Source organism: Gordonia sp. HS-NH1 (assembly GCF_001418765.1).
In the GTDB taxonomy this organism is placed as follows: Bacteria; Actinomycetota; Actinomycetes; order Mycobacteriales; family Mycobacteriaceae; genus Gordonia.
This window is the reverse complement of the sequence record NZ_LIYC01000023.1, coordinates 46,486-69,341: the sequence shown is the minus strand read 5'-3', so window position 1 is coordinate 69,341 and position 22,856 is coordinate 46,486. Positions and strand designations below refer to the sequence as shown.

The following is a 22,856-nucleotide window of genomic DNA, read 5'->3' as shown; positions in this document are numbered from 1 at the left end:
CACTCTATGGGGCGCTACCCGCTGATACACGGCCAGCCGGCACCGTATTGGGCGCGCATCTGATCACATGGCGGGTCGGCGTGTGCCGTCGAAGAAGATCCGGTGAGTCCGGCTGCAGCGGGCATGGTCGCGCCGATGAGTGTGCCTGCCAGGGCGAGAAGTGCTGCCGCGGTGCGGACGCGGCATGTTGAGGTGTGGCTGGTGGGGGTGTGGGTCACTGGTTGCCGACGACTCTCGCGAGTATGGCGTCGGCGCCGGTCCAGAACCAGCGGCCGGCGATCGACATGAGGAAGAAGAAGCCGAGGTACACCGGGATCTGTCCCCATCGGTCGGCCCACTCGCCCAGGCGGTGGAGGTTGGCCGCGGCGGTGATCAGCAGCACGCAATTGGCGACGAACAACACGCCCCTGATCACCACAGAGCGCCGAGTTGACCTGTCAGCGGGCTGGTCCGGCGGAGGGGTGGTGGCATGTCGTGGTGTTCGGGTGCGGGTTTCGGAAGCGGTGAGGGACATGGCTACACGCCTCCCTTAGACGTAGTGGGTTTGCCGTAGACGTTGACGGTGTTGTCGTTGAGTGGGGTGGAGATCGCGACGGTGACGTAGGAGCGCACGGCGACTGGTCCGAGGCAGCCGTCGACCTTGACGTGCACACCGTCAACGGTCAGTCCGGCAGAAGGGCCGGCGAGTCTTTGTTGCCGAACGGGATGGCGGTCGTAGCTGCCAGTCCCGCTACCGGTGTCCGGTGCGACCCACACCGATGCCACCCCATCAGACGCCCCATCCAACGACTCGTAGTAGTGATTCACTATAGCGAACTTGCTGAGTTCACCACAGGCGGCTTGTCTGCGCAACTGCGAAGTGTCAAGGGCTGCAACTCTTTGCAACCGCAACAAGTGGGGGTTTCGTCACATCGTCGAGTCATCTTCGACGACTCCGGCGACATGTCCGAGGTGGCGGTCGCCGTAACCTGCTAATCTCATTTAATGGTTACTCAGCGTGCGGCCGACTGGGACCCTTCAGCCGAGGCGCCCGACGGATTGGAGCGCGTCCGCCGCTTCATGAACTCTCTGGATCTGTACCGCGACCGCGATCAGTTGTCCGACGTTGAACAGGCGCAACAACTACTTCACGGTCTACCCGACGTCGGCGGTGAGGTCAGGGCCGACAAGTCCGTGCTGCCCGAGGTTCGTCTGGCCCGCGCGGCAATGCGGCAACTCGTCGGGTGCACCACGCTGTGGAGCCTGCCTGAACACGACTCGACCCCGGAAGCGACGCCGGATTGGAGCACGAGCCCGCGACTCCTTGTCGGCGCGAACGGTTTTGCGTTGGATGGGCACGATCTGCACAGTCTCTTGGCGGAGATGACACTCGACTTGTACGTCGCTCAACGCGCGGGGTCGATTGGTCGCCTCAAGCCATGCGCCAATCCTTCCTGCCAATGGGTCTTCTGGGACACTTCGCGACCCGGCACGGGGCGCTGGTGCTCCATGCGTCTGTGCGGCGGTCAACACAAGTCGCGGCAGTTCCGCGCACGACGCGTTGCGGCGAGTCGCGAGTGAGTGACCCGTCAGTGGCGTCCGCCGGCACTCGCGGTTCCGAACCACCACCTGCCGCACAACGAACGCGTGCCCGGGTCTTCGGTGCGATCGCAGTATTCGGCTCCTGCTTCGCCATCCAAGGCTCGGCGGCAATGGCCTCGCCGCTCTTCGCCGAGATAGGTCCGACCGGCGTCGCCGCGTGGCGTCAAGTCATCGGCGGCCTGGCCCTGCTCGTTCTGCTACGGCCCACCCTGTCACGCCGCCCCCCGAGAACCTGGCTACTCATCGCCGGCCTCGGAACCGCAATGGCCAGCATGAACGTGCTCTACTACTTGGCCGTGGACCGCCTTCCACTGGGCGTGGCGGCCTCCCTGCTCTACCTCGGGCCATTCGTCCTGGCAACGGTGGCAATCCGAGACCGCCGCCAGCTCGTCTGGCCGATCCTCGCCCTGGCCGGGGTACTGGCGGTCACACGACCAGACCAAGCGATCGCGGGAACATTCTGGGGCGTCCTCGCCGGCGCTCTTGCGGCAGTCGCGCTGGCGCTCTACACACTGCTCTCGCACCGCCTCGGGTCTCGCGCCGGCTACGGAGAACTGGCGCTGGCCGTAGGGTTTTCCGGCTTACTGCTCACCCCCGTCGCAATAACCCACACGCCACCGAGTTCGAGCGGCATATGGGTGACGCTGACCGTCATCGGAGTCATCGGTGTCGGAGTCGCCTTCCTCCTCGACTACATCGGCCTACGGCTCGCCGGCCCGGTCGTCGTCGCCACCTTGTTCGCCTTCGATCCAGCGATCGGTGCGATGCTCGGCGGCCTACTACTGGGAGATCACCTCACAGCGATAACCCTCGCCGGTATAGGACTGATCATCGCGGCGGGCGTCGGGCTGACCCGGCCCACGCCATCACGCCTTGGACCAAGACCAAGACCGCCGTCACCGAAATCCTGACACGCACAGTGTCACCGATGTGCTGACACAGAACCGTCACCGACGTCCGAGGCGATGACAATTGCCCACACCGTCGAATCGCGTCAGCGGGAGTCCTCGGCGACCATCCGTTCGCGGATGCCGCCGGAGACACCCGTGCTGTCCGGGTCGGACCCACCACGGGGTGTCCACCGCCCACGGCATGATGGTGCCCACCTTGATGTCGTCGTCGCCGGCCATACGTAGCTCTTCGCTCAACGAGTGTCCGAGGCTGCGGACCGCCGCTTTGGTTGCCGCATAGGTGTTCTGGAGCGCGATGGGCACCGCGCTGTCGACCGAACCGACGTTCACCAGCGTGCCGCGACCACCCTGTGACCGGAAGACGCGCAGCGCCGCGTGTGCGCCGTAGATCAACCCCTTGAGGTTCACGTCGACGAGGCGGGCGTGGTCCTCGATCGGGATGTCCCAGAAGTATCCGACCGCTCCGACACCGACGTTGTTCACCCATACGTCGATGGAGCCGAAGCGGTCGAGCACCTCTCCCGTCCTGTCGGCAACCGTGGTGATCGCCTACCCGAGGGGGAGTCGGCGAAACCGGCGGTCGGTCGGGCGAGTGTTCAGTCGGCGGCGTGGGCCCGCCGAAATGTCTCGATCGCGTCGAGGTCGTAGGAGTTGGCGGCGGTCCCGATGCCCTGGGTGACGTGCGCGGCGACCGCGCAACCGAGTTCGGCGGAGTCGGCGAGGCCGAGCCCGCGGAGCCGGCCGGTGATGAAACCGGCGGAGAACGCGTCGCCGCAGCCGGTGGTGTCGACCACGTCCACCGAGTACGCCGGTAGTGCGATCGTGTCGTCGCCGGTCACGACCAGTGCGCCGTCGGCGCCGCGGGTGAGCGCGACGCATCCGACGCCACGGTCCACGAGCCCGCGTGCACCGTCCGTGAGGTCCTTCGAACCGGTCAGCCCACGGGTCTGTTCGTCGTTGGGCATCAGGTAGTCGATGTGGGGAAGCGCGTCGCCGATCCATTCGAGAAGCCCGGGGTCGCCACCCGACAGCAGGTCCGCCGACGTCGTGATCCCGCGGTCGCGGGCTCGGCTCAGGAGCTCGGCGGCCACCGGACCGCCGAGGAACTCGGGGCCGCCGAGGTGCAGGTGATCGAGCCCGTCGAACGCGCCGGGATCGAGGTCGGCGAGTACGAACTGCGCGTTGGCGCCGATGCAGTGCCAGGCGGGACGGTCCCCGTTGGGCCGCACGGGAATGACCGACGACGACGTCTGGACCCCCGCCTTCGGAACGAGCCCGCGTGTGTCGACGCCTTCGGCGTCGAGCAAGGCGGTCAGCGAACGCCCGATCGAGTCGGCGCCGATCGCACCGTGGGTTCGGACCGTGGCGCCGAGCCGGGCGAAGACGAGCGCGGTGCCGCCCGCGGTACCGGCTGCGGAGAAGCCGATGGACTCGACGAGCGCGCCGTCGGAGCCCTGGGGAATGGCCTCGATCCCGACGACGTGGATGTCGAGCACGTGGACGCCCACGGTCGCGATCGTGAGCGGGACGGTCGATGGCGAGGTGGGTGTCACGTGCGTTTCTCCTGGGGCGTCCCGTAGTCCAGTCGGATCGCCTGGGCGACGGTGGACTGTTGCTCGTCGGCGGTCAGCTCACGGGGCCGGCCCATGCTGCAGGTCCGGTGGAAGAGAGTGGCCAGCCACTCCAGCAGCAGCGCATTCTCCACGGCGTCGGCCAGGCTCGAGCCCCGTGCCACCGAACCATGATTCGCCATCAGCGCGACCTGGGTGTCGACCAGTGCGTCGGCGACGATGTCGGCCAGTTCCGGGCTGCCGAATGTCGCATACGGCGCGATCGGGATCGCGCCGCCGAGGCCGAGCTGCTGATAGTGCAGCACCGGCAGCGACGTCAGCCCGCTGACGCAGGCGACCGCGGTGCCGAAGGGTGCGTGAGTGTGCGCGATCGCCTGGGCACTCGTCCGCTCGTAGACGCGAAGGTGCAGGTCGAGCTCCGTGGACGGCGCGACCGACCCGTCCACGACGTCGCCGGAGAGGGACACGACTGTGACGTCGGCCGCTGAACAATCCGCGAGGACGACCCCGGTCCCGGTGATCGCGACGTGGTCGTCTACGCGGGTCGAGACGTTTCCGGCGGTGCCGATCAGCAGGCCTTCGGCGGCCAGACGTCGAGCGGCTTCGGCGACCTGCTCACGCAGCGACGAGGCGCTCATCGGCATCGCGTGTCGACCCCCCGGCCGACCCCGACGATCGCCGGCCGTCTCGCGGAACAAGCGGCGAGTTGGGTACGTTGGGACCTCATACCGGACATTTACCCACATGCCTCAGCGCTCGGCACCCGGTATGGAACACCCGAGCACCAGCGAGAGAGACGATGAGACGCGGAAAGCGCCGAAAACGTCGACGACACCCGTCGGCCCCCAGTTGTGAACTGAATGATCCGGGAGTTCCGCCCGGCACCGACACCGGGACGGTCACATGCTGACCGTCCTCGGAATCGGACTCGGAATCCTGGTGGTCTTCCTGATCACCGCCCTCACCGGTTACTTCGTGGCCCAGGAATTCGGCTACATGGCGGTCGACCGGTCCCGCCTCAAAGCCCGTGCCGAAGCAGGCGACGCCGCCGCGAAACGCGCGCTCGCCGTCACCCGCCGCACGTCCTTCATGCTCTCCGGCGCGCAGCTGGGCATCACCGTCACCGGCCTTCTCGTCGGCTACGTCGCCGAACCCCTGATCGGTTCCGGCGTCGGCGAGTTGCTCGGCGGCGTGGGCATCCCGGTGGGCGTGGGTGTCGCGATCGGCACGATCATCGCGATCATCTTCTCCACCGTCGTGCAGATGGTCTTCGGCGAGCTGTTCCCCAAGAACCTCGCCATCGCACGGCCCGAGCCGGTCGCACGGTCGCTCGCGCGATCGACCACGATCTACCTCGCCGTGTTCGGCTGGCTCATCGCCTTGTTCGACAAGTCGTCGAACGTGTTGCTCCGCGCGTTGCGCATCGAACCCGTCCACGACGTCGAGCATTCGGCGTCGGTGCGCGACCTCGAGCACATCGTCGCCGAGTCCCGGGACGCGGGCGACCTGCCCGACGATCTGTCCGTCCTGCTCGACCGTGTGCTCGAGTTCCCGACGCGCACAGCAGAACACGCAATGATCCCGCGCCCCAACACCGATCACGTCGACGCGGATCTGCCTGCCGGTGACGTGCTGACGCTGATGAGTACCGGCCACACGCGTTACCCCGTCCTCGCAGGTGGTGACGGCGAGGTGCGGGGCGTGATCCACCTGCAGGACCTCCTCGAGTGGAGCTACGCGCTGAAAAAACAACCCCCGCAGGCTGATCCGAAGGCCACCGCAGTCGACCTCAGTCGTCCCGCCGTCGTGGTGCCCTCGACGCTCCCGCTGCCCGAGGTGTTGGAGAACCTCGCGGCCGCACACGACGAGATGGCCGTGGTCATCGACGAATACGGCGGCTTCGCCGGCGTCGTGACCGCCGAGGACATCGCCGAAGAACTCGTCGGCGAGATCGACGACGAACACGACTCCGAGGCGACCGTCGCGATCGAGGAGAGCCCCGAGGGCTGGCGCGTGCGAGGTGACGCACACGTCGACGAGGTCTCCCGGACCGTCGGCTGGGATCTCCCCGAAGGCGACTACGAGACGATGGCCGGACTCGTGATCGCCGAGTTCGTCGGGCTCCCCGAGGTCGGCGACACGGTGACCATCACGATCGACCCCGACCCGTCGACCCTGCTCGACGACGACGAGGCGGAACCCCGCACCGTCCGGGCCACGGTGCTCGAGGTGGACAAGCGAGTGCCCGCACTGTTGTCGATGAGCGTTGCGCCGACAGAGAAGGTCACAGACGGGAAGACCACCGGCGCCGAGCACCCGGCCGAGAACGGACAGGAGGGCGACAATGGATAACCCGTGGGTCGTCGCGGCCGTCACCGCGGCCCTGATCGTGTCCAGCGCCTTCTTCGTCGCGGTCGAATTCGCCCTGATCGCCGCTCGTCGGCATCGGCTCGAGGATGCGGCCGCGACCAGCGGCAGCGCCCGTGCGGCGCTCCGCAGCGCGTCGGAACTGTCCGTACTGCTCGCCGGGTCGCAGCTCGGCATCACGGTGTGCACGCTCGCACTGGGCTCGATCACGAAACCCGCCGTGCACCACTGGCTCACGCCGCTGTTCGCCGGCTGGGGCCTGCCGTACTGGTCGGCCGACGTGATCGGCTTCGTCCTGGCCCTCATCCTCGTCACGTTCCTGCACCTCGTCGTCGGCGAGATGGCGCCGAAGTCGTGGGCCATCGCGCACCCCGAGAAGTCGGCGATCATGCTCGCCCTGCCGATGCGCGCCTTCATGTGGGTCACGCGCCCGCTCATCGTGCAGCTCAACCACCTCGCCAACTGGTGCCTCAAGCGCGTCGGTGTCGAACCGGTGGATCAGGTCGCGACCGGACAGGACAGCGACGCCCTGCGACACCTGGTGGAGCACTCGGCCACCGTGGGCACGCTCGACGAGCGGTATCACGCTCACCTGACGAGCGCGCTGGAACTGGAGTCGCTGACCGTCGGCGATGTCGTGACACCCAACGACCATCTGGCCGTCGTCGATCCGACCGCTGACGCCGATCGGATCCAGACGGCCGGCCGGACGTCCGGGCACCTACGACTGCTCGTGCGTGACGATGCGGCCGGTGCGCCCGTCCGCGGCGTCGTGCACGTGCGCGACAGTCTGAGTGCCTCGCCGGGCGCCACCGCTGCTGACCTCATGCGCCCGGTCCTGAGCGTCGAGTCGGCCCAGCCGGTGTACGAGACGCTCACCGCCATGCGGGAACAGCGCGCCCACCTCGCGCTGGTCACCGATGGCGGCCGTGCGGTCGGGCTCATCACCCTCAACGACGTGCTGCAGCGGTTGCTGGCCACCACGGCGTAGGAGGGTTGACGAGCGTGCGTCACTGGCCCTTCGTGGCTCGTCGCTTGCGCTCCTCGCACCTCAGGGACCAATGGGTGTGTGATCCTTTCGGATAAGGGAGCAGGGGTCATGCGTTCTTTCGGATTAGGGAGCGGGGAAGTGGGCCGCTAAGTCCACTCGTCGGAGGTGAGGAACCACGGTTCCCGCGGAAGGGCGGCCGGGTCGAAACGATCGGTAAGCAGGGGGAGGGTCACGGGCTCGTCGCGATCCGCGATGCCGAGCGAATGGGCGATGCGGGACAGCACCGTCGACGTCGGGACGCCGTCGGCGGCGAGGTCGGCCAGCGTCACCGCCCCGTCCCGCTTGCTGAGTCGTATCCCGTTGGCGTTGAGCACCATCGGGACGTGCGCGTACGTCGGCGGGATCGCCCCGAGCAGTGTCGCCAGGTAGGCCTGCCGGGGCGCCGACGACAAGAGGTCGTCACCGCGGACGACCTGGTCGACTCCCTGCGCGGCGTCGTCGACGACGACCGCGAGGTTGTAGGCCGGGGTGCCGTCGTTGCGCTGCAGTACGAAGTCGTCGACCGTGCCTGAGTAAGGGCCGTGCAGAAGGTCGTCGACGCCGAACACCTCGACGTCGGCGCGGAGCCGGATGGCCGGCGGCCGGACGGCACGGCGTTCGTCGCGCTCGGCCGCGGTGAGATCGCGGCACGTGCCGGGGTAGGCGCCCTGTGGTGCGTGCGGCGCGGACGGCGCCTCGAGGATCTCGCGGCGGGTACAGAAGCACTCGAAGGTGCGACCGTCCTCGCGCAGGCCGTCGATGACCGAGCGGTACGTGCCGATCCGGTCGGTCTGGTGGACGACAGGCGGATCCCAGTCGATGCCCAGGGCCGCGAGGTCGGCGAGCTGCCGGGAGTCGGCGCCCGGAGCCGCCCGGTCGAGATCCTCCATGCGGATCAGGAACCGCCGGCCGGTGGTGCGCGCGAAGAGCCAGGCGAGCAGGGCGGTCCGCAGGTTGCCGACGTGGAGGTCCCCGGAGGGGGAGGGCGCATACCGGCCCGCTCGCTGCGTCGACATCGCGTCGAGGTTACCGCCGGCGATGAGAATCGGCGCCGGGACCGGTCTGCCTGTGCGGCCCGGACGACGACCGCCGGGTACGCGGCGGCGCGTTGGCGTTGCGGTCGCGTCGACGAGTGAGGAACGATGAGTTTCATGGATCTCCCGGTCATGCCGCCTGTTGCGCCGATGCTGGCCAAGGCGGTGACCAGCGTGCCGCCACAGCCGGACGGCTCGGTGGCGTGGTCGTATGAACCGAAGTGGGATGGATTTCGCGCGTTGATCTTCCGCGACGGCGACGAGGTCTCGATCGGATCGCGTGGCGGGAAGGACCTCGCACGGTACTTCCCCGAGATCGTCGCGGCGGTGAAGGAGGAACTGCCCGAGAAGGTGGTCCTCGACGGCGAGATCGGGGTTCCCGCGCTCATCGGCGACACCCATCGGCTCGACTGGGACTCGCTCGCGCAGCGGATTCATCCGGCGGAATCGCGCGTCACCATGCTCGCGGAGAAGACCCCGGCGATCTTCATCGGATTCGACGCGCTGGCGCTGGAGTCGACGAACGTGATGGCCGAGCCCTTCGAGGTGCGCCGGGAGGCCCTGCTGCGGGCCGTCGGTCCGGGCGGGCGGGATCGTCGGGTGCATGTCAGCCGGGTGACGAGGGACCCGGCGGTCGCCGAGGACTGGTTCTCCGCCTTCGAAGGGGCCGGACTCGACGGTGTCGTCGCCAAACGACTCGACGGCGTGTACGTCGAGAACAAGCGCGAGATGCTGAAGATCAAACACAAGCGGACCGCGGACTGTGTGATCTTCGGGTATCGAATCCACAAGTCGGGAACCGGGATCGGCTCGATGCTGCTCGGATTGTACGGCGACGACGGCGAATTGCGGATGGTCGGCGGGGCGGGTGCCTTCTCCGACGCCAAGCGGATCGAGCTGCAGCAGATGTTCGAGCCGATGCGGCTGGACCCGGAGAATGCATCACCGGGTGAACCGACGCGGTGGCGGTCGGAGAAGTCGGGGGAGTGGATCCCGATCCGACCCGAACTGGTCGCGGAGTTCGCCTACGACCAGATGGAGAACCACCGGTTCCGGCATACGGTGAAGTTCCTTCGATGGCGACCCGATCGGGAGCCACGCAGCTGCGGCTACGACCAGCTCGACGTCCCGCTGACCTACGACCTCCACGACGTCCTCGAAGGGGAATGACCATGGCATCTCGTTCTCCCGCCGAAGAACTCGACGTCGACGGCATCGCCGTCCGGATGAGCAACCCGGACAAGATCTATTTCCCCGAACTCGGGGAAAACGGTGGCCGCAAGCGCGATCTCGTCGGGTACTACCGCACCGTGGCCCTGGGCGTCGACGACCGAAGCGAGGGTCCGCTGATGCGCGCCACCCGCGACCGGCCGACCTTCCTCCAGCGGTTCCCCGACGGCGTCGAGGGGGACGAGATCTACCAGAAGCACATCGCGAAGAAGCGGCCCGAGCACGTGCAGTCCACCCCGATCGTGTTCCCCTCGAAGCGAACCGGCGATGCGATCCGGCCCACGGTGCCCGCGGATCTCGTGTGGGGCGCGAACCTGGGCACCGTCACCTTCCACACCTGGCCGACCCTGCACCCCGACAACGACCATCCCGATCAGCTCCGCATCGACCTCGACCCGCAGCCCGGCACGACCTTCGAGGACGTCCGGCGGGTGGCGCTCGAGGGATTGAAGCCCCTGCTCGACGAACTGGGCTTCGCCGGTTTCGTGAAGACCTCCGGCGGGCGCGGAGTGCATGTGTACGTGCCCATCGAACCGCTGTGGGATTTCATCGCCACCCGACGCTGCGTCATCGCGATCGCCCGCGAACTCGAACGCCGCGACCCGGACGCCGTCACCCCGTCGTGGTGGAAAGAGGAACGGGGAGAACGGATCTTCATCGACTTCAACCAGAATGCCCGTGACCGCACGATGGCGTCACCGTATTCGGTGCGACGCAGCGCCCGTGCGCGGGTCTCGACGCCGGTCACCTGGGACGAACTCGCCGACGTCGACCCGGACGACTGCACCATCGCGACCGTCCCGAAGCTCCTGGCGGATCGCGGCGACCCGTGGGCCGACATCGCCGATCATCGGCGCGGCATCGAGAAGCTGCTGGAGATGGTGCAGGCCGATGACGCAAATGGCCTGGGCGACATGCCCTATCCGCCCAGCTACCCCAAGATGCCGGGCGAGCCGCCGCGCGTGCAGCCGAGCAAGAAGGTCGCCGAGCACTGGGACGAGAAAGGCAACCGGCGGACCGACGGGTGAGTGACGACTGCGGTCGGCTCAGCGGCGCAGCGCCTCGGCGGCCCAGGTGGCGAAGCTCTGCCAGCCGACATCGGGGAAGCGGCGGTGCAGGGTGGGGATGTCGACCTCGTAACCGCGCTCGCCCAGGAACGTGAACATCGCCCGCATGTCCTCGGACTCGATGCGTTCGGGGTCGTAGGACTCCGCCGTGACCGCGGTGCCGAGGACCTCGCCGATGATGCGCGCCATCTCGGCCGGCGTCGGCTGATCGGACGCGAGGTCGATGCGCTGCCCGACGTGGACGTCGGGGGCGGTGAACAGCGTGGCGACGAGTCGGCCGAGGTCGTGCCGCGAGAGCTGTTGCAGCGGTTTGTCCGCGGGAATCGCGATCGGCATGACGCCCGCCGCCAGTGCGTCGGCACCGCCGAGGAGGTTGTCGAAGAAGTACGCCGGACCGACGATGGTGTGCGGGATGTCGGTGTCCGCGAGCATCTTCTCGACCTCGAACTTGGAATCGAAGTGGGGAACCCCACTGTGCCGATCGGCCGAGGCGACCGAGGAGAACACCAGGTACGGGATCGACGCGGACGTGGCCGCCTGGATCAGCGCTGTGCCCTGAGCGATCTCCGCCTCGACGCCGGACTCGAACGGCGTGGTCAGGGCGAAGACTCCGGCCGAACCGGCGAAGGCCTCGGCGAGACCGGCGCCGCTCACGATGTCGCCGACCGCGAGTTCGACGCCACGGTCGGCGAGACGGGCGGCCTTCGACGAGACCGCGTCGCGGACCACCGCCCGGACCGGGAAACCCGCCTCGAGCAGTGCGTCGAGCACGGCGCCGCCCTGCCCTCCGGTGGCTCCGACGACGACGATGGGAGAGGAATCCGCCATGTCGTCGACCCTAGCGGTCGCCTACGCCCGCCGGACGGTTTGGGTGTGCGCACGCTCGGCGGCTATCATCTCGACGTTGGAGGATTCGCCTAGTGGCCTATGGCGCTCGCCTGGAACGCGGGTTGGGTTAACAGCCCTCAGGGGTTCGAATCCCCTATCCTCCGCCACCGAAGGTCCGCAGTGACGCCCGCACGCCGGGTGCACCGCGGACCTTCGTCGTTTCCATGACCCGACCGGCCTCCGGAACGGCTTCGAGGACCCCTGCTCATGCCGCCGGAACCCCTCGCTACACTGGACGACGGATCCCGCGCGGCGTGCATCCTGTGAACTCCCCCAGGGCCGGAAGGCAGCAAGGGTCAACGGGCTCTCTCGGGTGCGCGGGGTCCCCTATATCCGATTCACTTTTTCTAGGTCTGCGGCGTCGGCCACCCGCACCGGCGTCGAGCCGCGAGAGGGCCAACGTTGAACTTCCACTCGATGAGTGCCGACCAGCTCCGCGACACCCAGGCGGATCTGACCAATCAGTACGAGTCGCTGCGCGCGCTGGGCCTCAAGCTCGACCTCACCCGCGGCAAGCCGGCCCCCGAGCAGCTCGACCTCTCCAACGGACTGCTGTCCCTGCCCGGCGACGAGTACCGCGACGGCGCGGGCACCGACACCCGCAACTACGGCGGGCTCAACGGACTCCCCGAGCTGCGCGGGATCTTCGGCGAACTCCTCGCCGTCGACCCTGACAACCTCATCGCGCTCGGCAACTCGAGCCTCGAGATCATGCACGACCTCACCGTGTTCGGGATGCTCCACGGCACGGCCGACTCCGACGAGCCGTGGGGACGTCAGCCGATCAAGTTCCTGTGTCCCTCGCCCGGTTACGACCGCCACTTCGCGATCACCGAGAGCCTCGGCGTCGAGATGATCCCGGTGCCGATGCTGCCCGACGGTCCCGACGTGCGGGTGTGCGCCGAACTCGTGGCCGCCGATCCGAGCATCAAGGGCATGTGGGCCGTGCCGACCTACTCCAACCCGACCGGTGTCACCTTCTCCGAGGAGGTCACACGGGGATTGCTCGAGATGTCCGCGGCGCCGGACTTCCGGATCTACTGGGACAATGCCTACGTCGTCCACACCCTGGTGGAGACCCCGCCGACGGCCCTGCCGATCCTCGACATGGCGGCGGAGGCCGGGCACCCGAACCGCGTGTACGTCCTCGGCTCGACGTCGAAGATCACCTTCGCGGGCGCGGGCGTCTCCTTCTTCGGATCGTCGCCGGAGAACCTGGCCTGGTTCAGCAAGTACCTGTCGCTGAAGACCATCGGGCCCGACAAGGTCAATCAGCTGCGTCACCTCAAATTTTTCGGCGACGCCGATGGCGTGCGGGCGCACATGGCCCGCCACCGGGAGATCCTGGCCCCGAAGTTCCAGCTCGTCCTCGACATCCTCGAAGATCGGCTCTCGGAGTCGAAGGTCGCGTCGTGGTCGGAGCCGGAGGGCGGCTACTTCATCAGCCTCGACGTCGTCGACGGCGCTGCACGACGCACCATCGAGCTGGCGAAAGAGGCGGGTATCGCGCTCACCGGTGCCGGCTCGGCATTCCCGTACAAGACCGATCCGCGCGATCAGAACATCCGCCTCGCGCCGACGTTCCCGAACACCGACGACCTGCGTGCCGCCATGGACGGGGTGTCCACCTGCGTCCTGCTGGCCGCCGCGGAGACCCTGCTCGCCCGGTCCAGCTGACCTCTCGCCCGCACCGCGGCCGCCGACATCGCGGCCGCGGGCGGCGCGGACGACGCCGACACACCGGCAACGCGCCGACTGCGGCGTTAGATTGCTCTCATTCTCCGGCGAGTGCGCTGGCGTGCACGCCACTTTGTGACAGGCTTTCAAATCGTGAATCTGCCCAGGCCGGTTCTTCTCGCAACCGGTTTCGCCGTCGTGGGGGTCATCGCACTGGCACTCCAGGATGTCGTCGTACCCTTGGGCGCCCAATTCTGGGGTTTGCTGAACAATCAGATCGACCTCGCCGTGTACCAGGCGGGTGCGCGGTCGGTGACCAACGGCGTCAGCCTGTACGACGTCAAGATGGTCGGCGACCTGGACTACACCTACTCGCCGTTCTCGGCACTGCTCTTCACCCCGCTGGCCTGGATGTCCTTCGACCTCGCGCGGCCGCTGTGGACCGCGGGCGTCGTCGTGGCGCTCTACCTGGTGATCATGCTGAGCTTCCGCAGCCTGGGCCGGCCGGTGACCTGGCCGCTGCGGGTGATCGCGGCGTCGCTGGTGGCGGTGGCGATGCTCTTCGAGCCGGTGCGCACGACCATCTGGTACGGCCAGATCAATGTCTTCCTGATGCTCGTGATCCTGGCCGACCTGACGCGTCCGGACGGTGGACGCCTCAAGGGGTTCTGGACCGGCGTCGCGGCCGGTATCAAGCTCACCCCGCTGATCTTCGCCGGGTATTTCCTCGTGCAGCGGAACTGGCGTGCTCTTGCCGGTGTCGTCGGCGGTTTCGCGACCACCGTGCTCGTCGGGTTCGTGGTGTTGCCGGGGGACTCGTGGTCGTACTGGACGGGCAAACTGTTCGAGTCCGACCGGGTGGGGTCGGCGCAGTTGCGCGGCAACCAGTCCCTCCGGGGCATGCTCGCCAACCATCTCGACACCGACAGTCCGCCGACGCTGCTGTGGCTGGTGGTGGTGCTGGCGGTGCTCGCGGTCGGCTTCGCGGTGGCGACGTACGCACATCGACATGGCCACGAACTCCTGGCCGTCAGCATCGTCGGCATGACCGCGTGCGTGGTGTCGCCGATGTCGTGGGGCCATCACTGGGTCTGGTTCATCCCGATCCTGGTCATCGGGGTCCACCTAATCCTTGACGTACGGCGCCCGCGCGCGCCGAGGCTGTGGGCAGGCGCGGGTGTGGCGGCGCTGGTGCTCCTCGCGTTCCCGTGGCCGACGCATGTGCCCGCCCTGATCCCCGACGGCTACTACACGGGGTTGTACGTCAAGACGCACATCACGTGGCTCAACTGGTTCACCGTCAGCCCGTATCTCTGGGCGTATCTCGGGGTGCTGGTCGCCACGATCGTCGGCCTGCGGATGGTCGGCAGCCGCGAGACGTCGTCGACGTCCTCCGACCCGATCATCCCGGCCGGCGTGGCGGCCGCTGTCATCGCCGACGGGGGCCTGCCGACCGGCGACGCGGGCACCTCCGGGGGCGAGGACCGGCGGCAGGCGGAGGCAGACGGGGACGGGTCCGGACCACGCGAGGCCGAGGGTGCGTCCGACCGAACCGACCACGCCCACGGTATGGCCGATGACCTGGTCGGAACCGATGGCGAACCCGTCAACGAGACACCGGATCAGGGGCCCCCGCCGCCAGTGTGAGGCACACTCATCGAGTGTCACTGGTCGCCGGTAGTCTCGACGCGTGGCTCTGTATCGCACCTATCGCCCGGCTACCTTCGCCGACGTCGTGGGGCAGGAGCATGTCACCGATCCGTTGAGCCGCGCCCTGGATTCCGGACGCATCAATCACGCGTATCTCTTCTCCGGTCCCCGGGGGTGTGGCAAGACGTCGTCGGCGCGAATCCTGGCTCGTTCGCTGAACTGCGTGGAGGGGCCCACCTCCACGCCGTGCGGAACCTGCATCTCGTGCGTGGCCCTCGCGCCGGGCGGCCCGGGCAACCTCGACGTCATCGAACTCGACGCCGCGAGTCACGGCGGTGTCGACGACACCCGCGAGCTCCGCGACCGCGCGTTCTATGCACCCGCCGAGTCGCGCTACCGCGTCTTCATCGTCGACGAGGCGCACATGGTGACGAACGCGGGCTTCAACGCGCTCCTCAAGATCGTCGAGGAGCCGCCCGAGCATCTGATCTTCGTCTTCGCGACCACCGAACCCGAGAAGGTGCTCCCGACCATCAGGTCGCGGACCCACCACTACCCGTTCCGGCTGCTCGCGCCGCCGGTCATGCGCGGCCTGCTGGAGAAGATCTGCGAGCGCGAGGGCGTGACGGTGGCCCCCGAGGTGTACCCGCTCGTCATCCGGGCGGGCGGCGGGTCCCCGCGCGACTCGCTGTCGATCCTCGATCAACTGCTGGCCGGGGCCGACGATCAGGGGGTCGCCTACGAGCGCGCTCTGGCCCTCCTCGGCGTCACCGACGTCGCGCTGATCGACACCGCCGTCGACGCACTCGCCGACGCCGACGGGTCGGCACTGTTCGGCACCGTGGAGAAGGTGGTGGACGCCGGACACGACCCGCGGCGGTTCGCCGTCGACCTGCTCGAGCGTCTCCGCGATCTGATTCTGCTGCAAGCGGTTCCGGATGCCGCGGACCGAGGGCTCGTCGAAGCGCCAGGTGACCAGCTCGCCCGGATGCGCACCCAGATCGAGACCCTCGGCCCGGCGTCGTTGACCAGGTTCGCCGAGATCGTGCACAACGCGCTCGGGGAGATGCGGGGTACCACATCGCCACGACTGCTGCTCGAGGTGATGTGCGCGCGGATGCTGCTACCCGCGGTCTCCGCCGACGACGCGGCGCTGCTGCAGCGACTCGAACGGCTCGAGTCGGGAATCGGTACGACGTCGATCCCGATACCCGCGAAACCGGCTGAGCCGGAACCGGAGCCGAAGTTCGTGCGGCCGTCGCAACGCAAGGCGATGGAAGACGCCAAGGCCGCAGAGAACTCCGACCGCGCGGCTGCCGAGGCAGTGGAGGCCGACACCGCTCAGCCCGCGCCCCGTCGCGAGGAGGACGCGCCGGCTGCGGTAGCCGCTCCTGTCGTCGAGAAGCCCGAGGTCCCGGAATCGGTTGTCCCGGAACCGGTTGCCGCAGAAGCGGTTGTCCCGGAGCCGGTTACAGCGGAGCCTGTTGCATCGGAACCTGAACCATCCGAACCGGTGGCGGACGAGGGAACGTCCCTCGACGGTGCGGTCGTCGACTCGGTTCCCACCGAGGACCTGGCGGTCGGTGAACCGGCCGAAGGCCCTGCCGACGACGAATCGATGTTCGACGAGCTGATCGCGGAACCGCCGTCTGACGAGGCGGTCGAGGTCGATCCGGCGGCGGCCGACGGCACCACGTCGGACGAGGAGGCGCCGACTCTGGTCGAGATCCCGGCCCAGGAGACGCCCGCGCAGCCCCGTTCGCGGGCCGAGCGGACTCCATCCGCCCCCGAGCCACCGTCGCGCCCTCGGGAGGCGCCCTCGCCGGAACCGGCCGCCGAACCCGCGTCGACGTCCCCGTACGACGACATCCCGCTGCCCGACGAGCCCGTCGACGAGTACGAGGTCCCGCCGCCGGACGTGACGCCGGTACGCGCCCGCCCGCCCGAACCCACGCCGGAACCGGAGCCCGAACCCGAACCCGAGGCGCCTGCGGGACTCGACGCCGACTCCGTTCGCAAGCGGTATCAGGAATTCCGGGCCGCGGTGCGGGAACGTTCCAAGAGCCTGGAGCCGATGCTGTCGGCGGCGGTCATCGCCGACGTCGACGGAACGACCGTGGTGCTCTCGCACCCGGTGGAGGTGCTGGTCGGGCGGTTGTCCGCGCCACACGCGGTCACCATCATCCGAGAGGCGCTGACCGAGGTCTTCGGTACCGAACTCGACGTACGGACGGTGCACCAGGCGCCGGGTGCCGCAGCTCCCACGGGTACGGCCACCGCACCGCCGTCGAAGCAGCCGGCCAAGGCGCGGCAGTCGTACTCACGTCCGAGTCGCGCACGAGACCAGTCGGCGACACCGGCGCCCGCGCCGGAACCGGTTGCCGAACCGGAGGAGCCCGAGCCGCCACGTGCCGACGAGGACATCCCGCCCGACGAGCGCGCGGAGATGGTGGCCGATGCGCGTACCGGTAACCCCGAGCAGCGGCTCGACCCGGACCAGGTGGCGCTGGAACTGCTCAAGTCGGAGCTGGGGGCCCGGCCGCTCGAGTGAGCGGACGCTCCGCGCACGACGGTCGTGCACTGCTCATCGTGGTAGAACGCACAGATGCGACGAGTAGCGGTACGCATCGGATTGTCACTGATGTCGGTGACGGCAGCACTCACGATGTCGATGGCGTGCGCGGCGGCGACCCCGACCGGGGCAACGGTGGAAGGTGCGTCGCCCGGCGGCGGCACATCGGGATCGATGGTGGATGCACCCGCGCCCAGGCCCGCCCCGTCGGTACGGATGCCCGTCGACCGGCGGGTCAGCGCGGTCGGTTTCGTCGATGTGCGGACCGCGGTTCCCGATGCCGTTCTCGACCTGCGGTATGCGACGACCGACAACTTCGTCGGTGAGCGGCTGTACCCGCCGAACGCCCGCTGCCTCGTCCACGAATCGATGATCCCGGGTCTCCGGACCGCCGCGCGGATGCTGCGGGCCGGCGGCGAAGTCTTGGTGTTCTGGGACTGCTATCGACCACACTCGGTGCAGGAGAGGATGTTCGAGAAGGTGCCCGATCCGGCGTGGGTGGCCCGGCCGGGGCCGTATTCGACCAGTCACGAGGCCGGGCGTTCGGTCGACGTGACACTGGCCGCGCGCCGCCCGAATTGCCCGCCGCAGCGCATCGTCGGCGATCATTGTCGACTCGACATGGGGACCGACTTCGACTCGTTCACCCCGCGGGCCACCGCGTATGCGACGGACGGGGTGGCGGCGCCGGCGCGGGCCGCGCGAGCCCGCCTGCGCGACGCGATGGCTGCCGGTGGGCTGACGGTCTACGCGGGGGAGTGGTGGCACTTCGACGGCCCCGGCGCCGACGTGCGCCGCCCGGTCATCGACGTGCCGGTCGCCTGAGCGTCGGGACCCTTCGAGGCTCGTCGCTTGCGCTCCTCGCACCTCAGGGAGCGGGGGCTGTCGCTTGCGCTCCTCGCACCTCAGGGAGCGGGGGCGGGCCAGTGGGTCTGTGGTTCCTTCGGACCGGGGCGGGCAAACGCGTGCCACCGGCCCGCTTCGTGACAGGCAGACTTCAACTCGACTCCCAGACTTCGATCGAAGTCCATCGGTCGAGTTGAGGTCTGGGAGTCGCGGGCCGGGTCTCCGTCAGGCGTCCCACCACGGGCGCAGCGGGACCTGATGAGTGCCGTCTTCGTCGAGCTTGGTGGCGAGGACGTGGTGGAGCTGGATGATGTTGCGGTCGAAGCCGATTCGGCAACCGGCCATGTAGAGGCCCCAGAGCAGCGCGGTGCCCTCGCCGACCTCGGCGACTGCTTCGTCCCAGTGCTCGACCAGGTTGACGTTCCAGTCGCGCAGCGTCATCGCGTAGTGCTCGCGGAAGTTCTCCTCGTGGATGACCTCCATGCCGCCGATGTCCTGCAGCTTCGAGATGATCTTGCCCGAGCCGGTGAGCTCGCCGTCGGGGAATACATAGCGGTCGATGAACGATCCCGCCTTGGTGCGGCTCGCGTTGTCGGGCCGGGTGATGCAGTGGTTCAGCAGCATGCCGCCTGGGCGGAGCTTGTCGCGCATGAAACCGAAATACGCCGGGTAGTTGTGGACGCCGATGTGTTCGGTGAGGCCGATGGACGACACTGCGTCGAATCCGCTCTCGGTGACGTCGCGGTAGTCGCTGTGGCGGACCTCGGCGAACTCACCGAGCCCCTCGTCGGCGATGGCCTTCTGTGCCCATTGCGCCTGCTCGGCGGACAGCGTCGCCCCGATCGCGTGGACGCCACGCCGTGCGGCATAACGGACCATTCCGCCCCAACCGCAACCGATGTCGAGGAGACGGTCGCCGGGTTTGAGGCGGAGCTTCTCGAAGATGAGGCGGTACTTGTTCTCCTGCGCGGTCTCCAGCGATGCCTCGCGCTCCGGGTACACCGCGCACGTGTAGGTCATCGACGGCCCGAGAACCCACTCGTAGAACGTGTTCGATACGTCGTAGTGGTGGTGGATGACCTCGGCATCGCGAGACTTGCTGTGCCGCAGGCCCTCCGCGAATCGACGCCAACGCGGCACGGCCTCCTGCGGAGGCGGCGCGATCGGCTTGAAGTGGTCGATGCCGAGTGAGCGGGCGATGTGCGCGAGTGCCAGCGGGGACGGGCGGTGGAACTGCAGATTGCTGGCGATGGCCTTCAGCGCGGGATACGGGTCGCCCGGGTGCGCGCCGATGAGTTCGAGATCGCCTGCGATGTAGGCGCGCGCGAGCCCGAGGTCGCCGGGCGCGGTGACGAGGTAGGTCGTCCCGCGGGGAGTCTTCAGGTTGAGGCCGTACTGTGCGTCGGCAGGTCCGGCGGTGCTGCCGTCATAAGCGGTGACCCGGATCGAGAGATTTCCGCCGAGGAGTGTCTCGAAGATCTCCGCCAGGGTCATCCTGCCGGCGTGTGAGTCCACACTCGACGGCGTGCTGTCCTTGAACGTGGTCATTGGCGTTTCACCGCTTTCGCATAGAGGTCCAGCAGACGGCCGCGCGGGTCGTACCGCTTCTTGAGGAGCCGATAACTCTCTCCGCCGTAGAGTTCGTCGAACTCCTCCGGCGTGTAGAAACTCTCTGAGTACAACGACTTGTGGCCGTCGAGTTCGGCGACCTTGCGTTCGATGATCTTGTTGGTGTGCCCGGGATCGCCCGGGGTGGCCGGCACGGCCGACCAGAAGCCGACGTTGACGTAGGTGCGTTGCGGGGCAAGGGGATACAGCGGCCAGGGGCGTACCGGATCGGCACCCGGAAGCGCCGGCTCCCGAAGTCTCAGTGGGCACAGCCAGATCGGCTCGATGGGAATGTCGGCGAGGAACCACTCCACGTACTCGGCGGTGCGTTCGATGGGCACCTCGATGTCCTGTACGACCCGCTCGCCCGGAGGCAGACCCTTGCGGGCGTTGAGCCGGTCGCCGATGTCGAACCGCTGGTCGAGGCCGATCAGCTTCCAGTAGAAACTGCTGCGCAGGTACCGCTTCGGCCACCAGCGACGGATCTTGGGATTCTGTGCGCCGAATGCGCGCGAGCACCAGAACCAGTCGGTGTCCCAGCGCCAGAGATAGTCGTGGATCGTGAGCCGGTCGGTCGTCTTCTGTTGGATGGATCGGTAGAAGACGTCCATCCCGGTGTAGTCGCTGACCGGGCCCTCGTCGTCGGTCTGGCGACCGAGCGTGAGGTAGGACTCGTTGGCGGAGAACACGACTCCGTCGAGATAGTCGACCGGCTCGCCGTCGTGGTTTCTCGTGGTGACGATCGCGTCCATCGTCGACTGCAGCTCGGCGATCGACGAGAACCGGATGTGACGCAACGCCACGTAGGGCTTCACCGGCTCCAGCTCGATGCGGAGGCGGACCGAATATCCGAGCGTGCCATAGGAATTCGGGAAACCGAAGAAGAGATCAGCGTGTTCGTTGGTCGGCGTCGCGGTCAGGATCTCGCCGTCGCCGGTGAGGATGTCGATCTCGAGTACCGACTCGTGGGGCAGGCCCGAGCGGAACGACGTGCTCTCGATGCCGAGCCCGGTGACCGCGCCGCCGAGGGTGATCGTCTTGAGCTGCGGGACGACCAGGGGTGCGAGACCGTACGGCAGGGTGGCCGCGACGAGGTTCTCGTAGGTGCACATCCCGGCGACATCGGCGGTCCGCGCATCCGGGTTCACCGAGATGACCCGGTCGAGTCCGGAGACGTCCAGTCCGGGATGTGGATTGGCGGCGCGCTTGCGGAAGAGGTTGGACGTCTTCTTCGCAAGGCGCACGGTTGCCTGCGGTGGAATGGCACGATAGCTGGCCAGAAGGTCGGACACCCCCTGGTCGAATGCCGCTCCCCCCATCTCCAGCCGGTTGCTCACCCGGTTAGCCTAGGACTTGATCAGTTCGCCCGCCAATCGTTTCGTACTGAGGAGTGTCCAATCGTGGGTCAGGTTTCCGCATCGCAGTCGCTCGACATCGCCGCCGCCCCGGACGCCGTGGTCGGAGCTCTCGCCGACTACAACGAGGTGCGCCCGGCCATTCTCCCGGAGCAGTACCGCGACTACCGGGTGATCAGCGGCGGCAACGGCGACGGCACCGTCGTGCACTGGATTCTGCAGGCCACGTCGAAGCGGCAACGCGACGTGCAGGCGACCGTCAGTGTCACCCCGGACACCGTCACCGAGCGCGACGCCAACTCGACGATGGTGACCACGTACACCGTCGCCGCGTCGGGAAGCGGTTCGCGCGTCACGACCACCACCACGTGGCAGGGTGCCGGGGGCATCGGCGGCTTCTTCGAAAAGACGTTTGCGCCGAAGGGTCTCAATCGAATTCAGGCCGAGGTGCTCGGCAACCTGAAGAAGCGCCTCGAGAGCTGACGCGTCCCGGCCGGACCGATGAACGATGCGGGGCGCCCGGATCGGGCCCGCCGCCGCCGTGGCCGGGCGCGACAGTCGCCCTTGCCCATCCGCGACGGAGTCGACGCAACGCGCGTGGTCCTGCGGTCGGGCCCGGAGGTGACGGTGGGCCAGGCGCTGCTGGCAGCGCCCAGTCTGGCCGGACTGACCACCGAGGACCTGCGTCGACGGTCCGCCGCCGGTGAGATCGTCGACGCCGACGGCCGCCCCGCGGATCTCGATTCGCCGTCGCGGCCCAACATCTCGCTGTACCTCTACCGTGACCTCGACGACGAGGTGCCGGTTCCGTTCGACCTGCCGGTGCTCTACCGCGACGAGAACATCGTCGTCGTGGACAAACCGCACTTCCTCGCCACGATGCCCCGGGGTCGGCACGTGACCGAGACCGCGCTCGTCCGGCTGCGCCGGGAGTTGGGCTCCGACATCGTGTCGCCGGCCCACCGGCTGGACCGGCTCACCGCCGGAGTGCTGCTGTTCACCCTCCGGCCGGAAGTGCGGGCGGCCTATCAGCACCTGTTCGCAGCCCGGACCGCTCGCAAGGAATACCTCGCGCTCGCACCGGCCGACGAGGCGCTCGCCACGAGCGTGACCGTCCGGGACCGGATCGAGAAGACCGCGGGCGACCTGCGTGCTCTCGTCGTCGACGGGCCCGTCAACGCCATCAGTGACATCACGCTCGTCGACGGCGCAGGCCACCACGGCGTCTACCGTCTGGTGCCGCACACCGGCCGCACGCATCAGCTCCGGCTGCACATGGCGTCGCTCGGAGTACCCATCGTCGACGACCCGCTGTACCCCGACGTGCGTCCGGATCTCGCGGCGCGCCCCGATCACGGGGATTTCTCGCGGCCGTTGCGGCTTCTGGCACGGGTCCTGGAGTTCACCGACCCGCTGACCGGTGAGCACCGCAGGTTCGAGAGCATGCGGACGGTGTCGGAGGGGTAGGA

At 68.1% G+C, this 22,856-nt stretch carries 21 protein-coding genes, 1 tRNA gene and 1 other RNA gene; 14 read left to right on the top strand and 9 right to left on the bottom strand.

What is annotated here, in order from left to right; translation table 11 throughout:
* Window positions 1–214: 214 nt before the first annotated feature.
* Together AMD30_RS15940 and AMD30_RS24655 are read right to left on the bottom strand one after the other, a co-directional pair.
* Window positions 215–403: a hypothetical protein gene (locus tag AMD30_RS15940; RefSeq protein WP_231632745.1), complete on the bottom strand. Its 189-nt coding sequence runs from the start codon at window positions 401–403 to the stop codon at window positions 215–217.
* Window positions 404–516: 113 nt separating this feature from the next.
* Window positions 517–756 carry an MspA family porin gene (locus AMD30_RS24655; RefSeq protein ID WP_231632744.1) on the bottom strand — a complete coding sequence of 80 codons (240 nt, stop codon included), beginning with the start codon at window positions 754–756 and terminating at the stop codon, window positions 517–519.
* A 228-nt stretch (window positions 757–984) separates the two neighbouring features.
* Here AMD30_RS24655 and AMD30_RS15935 point away from each other — a divergent pair, with 228 nt between their 5' ends.
* Both AMD30_RS15935 and AMD30_RS15930 read left to right on the top strand, forming a co-directional pair.
* A complete protein-coding gene (locus AMD30_RS15935) occupies window positions 985–1,560 on the top strand; it encodes a CGNR zinc finger domain-containing protein (protein ID WP_055476291.1) in 576 nt (191 codons plus the stop codon).
* A gap of 131 nt (window positions 1,561–1,691) precedes the next feature.
* A complete protein-coding gene (locus tag AMD30_RS15930) occupies window positions 1,692–2,492 on the top strand; it encodes an EamA family transporter (protein ID WP_055476290.1) in 801 nt (266 codons plus the stop codon).
* A gap of 36 nt (window positions 2,493–2,528) precedes the next feature.
* Here AMD30_RS15930 and AMD30_RS15925 read toward each other — a convergent pair whose 3' ends face one another.
* From AMD30_RS15925 to AMD30_RS15915, 3 genes are read right to left on the bottom strand one after another with little or no spacing between them, the layout of a single operon-like run.
* The gene (locus AMD30_RS15925; protein ID WP_442902716.1) at window positions 2,529–3,038 is read right to left on the bottom strand and encodes an SDR family oxidoreductase; all 510 of its coding nucleotides are present in this window, start codon (window positions 3,036–3,038) and stop codon (window positions 2,529–2,531) included.
* Between the two features lie 50 nt (window positions 3,039–3,088).
* Window positions 3,089–4,045: a carbohydrate kinase family protein gene (locus AMD30_RS15920; RefSeq protein ID WP_055476289.1), complete on the bottom strand. Its 957-nt coding sequence runs from the start codon at window positions 4,043–4,045 to the stop codon at window positions 3,089–3,091.
* Window positions 4,042–4,707: a class II aldolase/adducin family protein gene (locus AMD30_RS15915; protein WP_055476288.1), complete on the bottom strand. Its 666-nt coding sequence runs from the start codon at window positions 4,705–4,707 to the stop codon at window positions 4,042–4,044. The genes AMD30_RS15920 and AMD30_RS15915 overlap by 4 nt, the downstream gene beginning before the upstream one ends.
* Window positions 4,708–4,966: 259 nt before the next feature.
* Here AMD30_RS15915 and AMD30_RS15910 point away from each other — a divergent pair, with 259 nt between their 5' ends.
* Together AMD30_RS15910 and AMD30_RS15905 are read left to right on the top strand one after the other, a co-directional pair.
* Window positions 4,967–6,415 carry a hemolysin family protein gene (locus AMD30_RS15910; protein ID WP_010844765.1) on the top strand — a complete coding sequence of 483 codons (1,449 nt, stop codon included), beginning with the start codon at window positions 4,967–4,969 and terminating at the stop codon, window positions 6,413–6,415.
* Window positions 6,408–7,421 carry a hemolysin family protein gene (locus AMD30_RS15905; RefSeq protein ID WP_055476287.1) on the top strand — a complete coding sequence of 338 codons (1,014 nt, stop codon included), beginning with the start codon at window positions 6,408–6,410 and terminating at the stop codon, window positions 7,419–7,421. The genes AMD30_RS15910 and AMD30_RS15905 overlap by 8 nt, the downstream gene beginning before the upstream one ends.
* A gap of 146 nt (window positions 7,422–7,567) precedes the next feature.
* Here the strand turns inward: AMD30_RS15905 and gluQRS are convergent, their stop codons facing one another.
* Window positions 7,568–8,476, bottom strand: a complete 909-nt coding sequence (gene gluQRS / locus AMD30_RS15900; RefSeq protein ID WP_055476286.1) for a tRNA glutamyl-Q(34) synthetase GluQRS — start codon at window positions 8,474–8,476, stop codon at window positions 7,568–7,570.
* Window positions 8,477–8,611: 135 nt separating this feature from the next.
* Here gluQRS and AMD30_RS15895 point away from each other — a divergent pair, with 135 nt between their 5' ends.
* Both AMD30_RS15895 and AMD30_RS15890 read left to right on the top strand, forming a co-directional pair.
* Window positions 8,612–9,664 carry an ATP-dependent DNA ligase gene (locus AMD30_RS15895; RefSeq protein WP_010844762.1) on the top strand — a complete coding sequence of 351 codons (1,053 nt, stop codon included), beginning with the start codon at window positions 8,612–8,614 and terminating at the stop codon, window positions 9,662–9,664.
* Window positions 9,665–9,666: 2 nt separating this feature from the next.
* Window positions 9,667–10,752, top strand: a complete 1,086-nt coding sequence (locus AMD30_RS15890) for a DNA polymerase domain-containing protein (RefSeq protein ID WP_055476285.1) — start codon at window positions 9,667–9,669, stop codon at window positions 10,750–10,752.
* Window positions 10,753–10,770: 18 nt separating this feature from the next.
* On the opposite strand, the gene AMD30_RS15885 is transcribed toward AMD30_RS15890, so the two are convergent.
* Window positions 10,771–11,619 (bottom strand): NmrA/HSCARG family protein, encoded by an 849-nt coding sequence (locus tag AMD30_RS15885; protein ID WP_055476284.1) that lies wholly within the window; start codon window positions 11,617–11,619, stop codon window positions 10,771–10,773.
* 78 nt (window positions 11,620–11,697) lie between these two features.
* On the opposite strand from AMD30_RS15885, the gene AMD30_RS15880 reads away from it, so the two are divergent.
* From AMD30_RS15880 to AMD30_RS15860, 6 genes are all read left to right on the top strand, one after another.
* Window positions 11,698–11,786 (top strand) — tRNA-Ser (locus AMD30_RS15880).
* Window positions 11,787–11,916: 130 nt separating this feature from the next.
* Window positions 11,917–12,011, top strand: an RNA gene (gene ffs, locus AMD30_RS24650) — signal recognition particle sRNA small type.
* Window positions 12,012–12,081: 70 nt separating this feature from the next.
* On the top strand, window positions 12,082–13,356 hold the full coding sequence (locus AMD30_RS15875; protein WP_055476283.1) for an aminotransferase class I/II-fold pyridoxal phosphate-dependent enzyme: 1,275 nt from the start codon (window positions 12,082–12,084) through the stop codon (window positions 13,354–13,356).
* Window positions 13,357–13,509: 153 nt separating this feature from the next.
* Window positions 13,510–15,003 carry a glycosyltransferase 87 family protein gene (locus AMD30_RS15870; RefSeq protein WP_055476282.1) on the top strand — a complete coding sequence of 498 codons (1,494 nt, stop codon included), beginning with the start codon at window positions 13,510–13,512 and terminating at the stop codon, window positions 15,001–15,003.
* Window positions 15,004–15,046: 43 nt separating this feature from the next.
* Window positions 15,047–17,557 carry a DNA polymerase III subunit gamma and tau gene (locus AMD30_RS15865; protein ID WP_055476281.1) on the top strand — a complete coding sequence of 837 codons (2,511 nt, stop codon included), beginning with the start codon at window positions 15,047–15,049 and terminating at the stop codon, window positions 17,555–17,557.
* Between the two features lie 54 nt (window positions 17,558–17,611).
* Entirely contained in the window at window positions 17,612–18,403 is a 792-nt protein-coding gene (locus tag AMD30_RS15860) for a M15 family metallopeptidase (RefSeq protein WP_055476280.1), read from the top strand.
* A gap of 246 nt (window positions 18,404–18,649) precedes the next feature.
* Here the strand turns inward: AMD30_RS15860 and AMD30_RS15855 are convergent, their stop codons facing one another.
* Both AMD30_RS15855 and AMD30_RS15850 read right to left on the bottom strand, forming a co-directional pair.
* Complete coding sequence (locus tag AMD30_RS15855; RefSeq protein ID WP_010844075.1) at window positions 18,650–19,972, bottom strand: class I SAM-dependent methyltransferase; 1,323 nt, start codon at window positions 19,970–19,972, stop codon at window positions 18,650–18,652.
* Window positions 19,969–21,351, bottom strand: coding sequence for an FAD-binding oxidoreductase (locus tag AMD30_RS15850; protein ID WP_055476300.1), 1,383 nt, complete (start codon window positions 21,349–21,351; stop codon window positions 19,969–19,971). Before AMD30_RS15850 ends, AMD30_RS15855 begins: the two co-directional genes overlap by 4 nt.
* A gap of 81 nt (window positions 21,352–21,432) precedes the next feature.
* On the opposite strand from AMD30_RS15850, the gene AMD30_RS15845 reads away from it, so the two are divergent.
* Both AMD30_RS15845 and AMD30_RS15840 read left to right on the top strand, forming a co-directional pair.
* Window positions 21,433–21,870 (top strand): SRPBCC family protein, encoded by a 438-nt coding sequence (locus AMD30_RS15845; RefSeq protein ID WP_010844077.1) that lies wholly within the window; start codon window positions 21,433–21,435, stop codon window positions 21,868–21,870.
* 18 nt (window positions 21,871–21,888) lie between these two features.
* Entirely contained in the window at window positions 21,889–22,854 is a 966-nt protein-coding gene (locus AMD30_RS15840; RefSeq protein ID WP_442902715.1) for a pseudouridine synthase, read from the top strand.
* Window positions 22,855–22,856: the final 2 nt, after the last annotated feature.

Excerpts from the sequence above, each read along its gene's own strand:
- AMD30_RS15935 (WP_055476291.1), top strand. The coding sequence starts at position 985 with ATGGTTACTCAGCGTGCGGCCGACTGGGACCCTTCAGCCGAGGCGCCC.
- AMD30_RS15930 (WP_055476290.1), top strand. The coding sequence starts at position 1,692 with ATGGCCTCGCCGCTCTTCGCCGAGATAGGTCCGACCGGCGTCGCCGCG.
- AMD30_RS15915 (WP_055476288.1), bottom strand. The coding sequence starts at position 4,707 with ATGCCGATGAGCGCCTCGTCGCTGCGTGAGCAGGTCGCCGAAGCCGCT.
- AMD30_RS15910 (WP_010844765.1), top strand. The coding sequence starts at position 4,967 with ATGCTGACCGTCCTCGGAATCGGACTCGGAATCCTGGTGGTCTTCCTG.
- AMD30_RS15905 (WP_055476287.1), top strand. The coding sequence starts at position 6,408 with ATGGATAACCCGTGGGTCGTCGCGGCCGTCACCGCGGCCCTGATCGTG.
- gluQRS (WP_055476286.1), bottom strand. The coding sequence starts at position 8,476 with ATGTCGACGCAGCGAGCGGGCCGGTATGCGCCCTCCCCCTCCGGGGAC.
- AMD30_RS15895 (WP_010844762.1), top strand. The coding sequence starts at position 8,612 with ATGGATCTCCCGGTCATGCCGCCTGTTGCGCCGATGCTGGCCAAGGCG.
- AMD30_RS15890 (WP_055476285.1), top strand. The coding sequence starts at position 9,667 with ATGGCATCTCGTTCTCCCGCCGAAGAACTCGACGTCGACGGCATCGCC.
- AMD30_RS15885 (WP_055476284.1), bottom strand. The coding sequence starts at position 11,619 with ATGGCGGATTCCTCTCCCATCGTCGTCGTCGGAGCCACCGGAGGGCAG.
- AMD30_RS15860 (WP_055476280.1), top strand. The coding sequence starts at position 17,612 with ATGCGACGAGTAGCGGTACGCATCGGATTGTCACTGATGTCGGTGACG.
- AMD30_RS15855 (WP_010844075.1), bottom strand. The coding sequence starts at position 19,972 with ATGACCACGTTCAAGGACAGCACGCCGTCGAGTGTGGACTCACACGCC.
- AMD30_RS15850 (WP_055476300.1), bottom strand. The coding sequence starts at position 21,351 with ATGGGGGGAGCGGCATTCGACCAGGGGGTGTCCGACCTTCTGGCCAGC.
- AMD30_RS15840 (WP_442902715.1), top strand. The coding sequence starts at position 21,889 with ATGAACGATGCGGGGCGCCCGGATCGGGCCCGCCGCCGCCGTGGCCGG.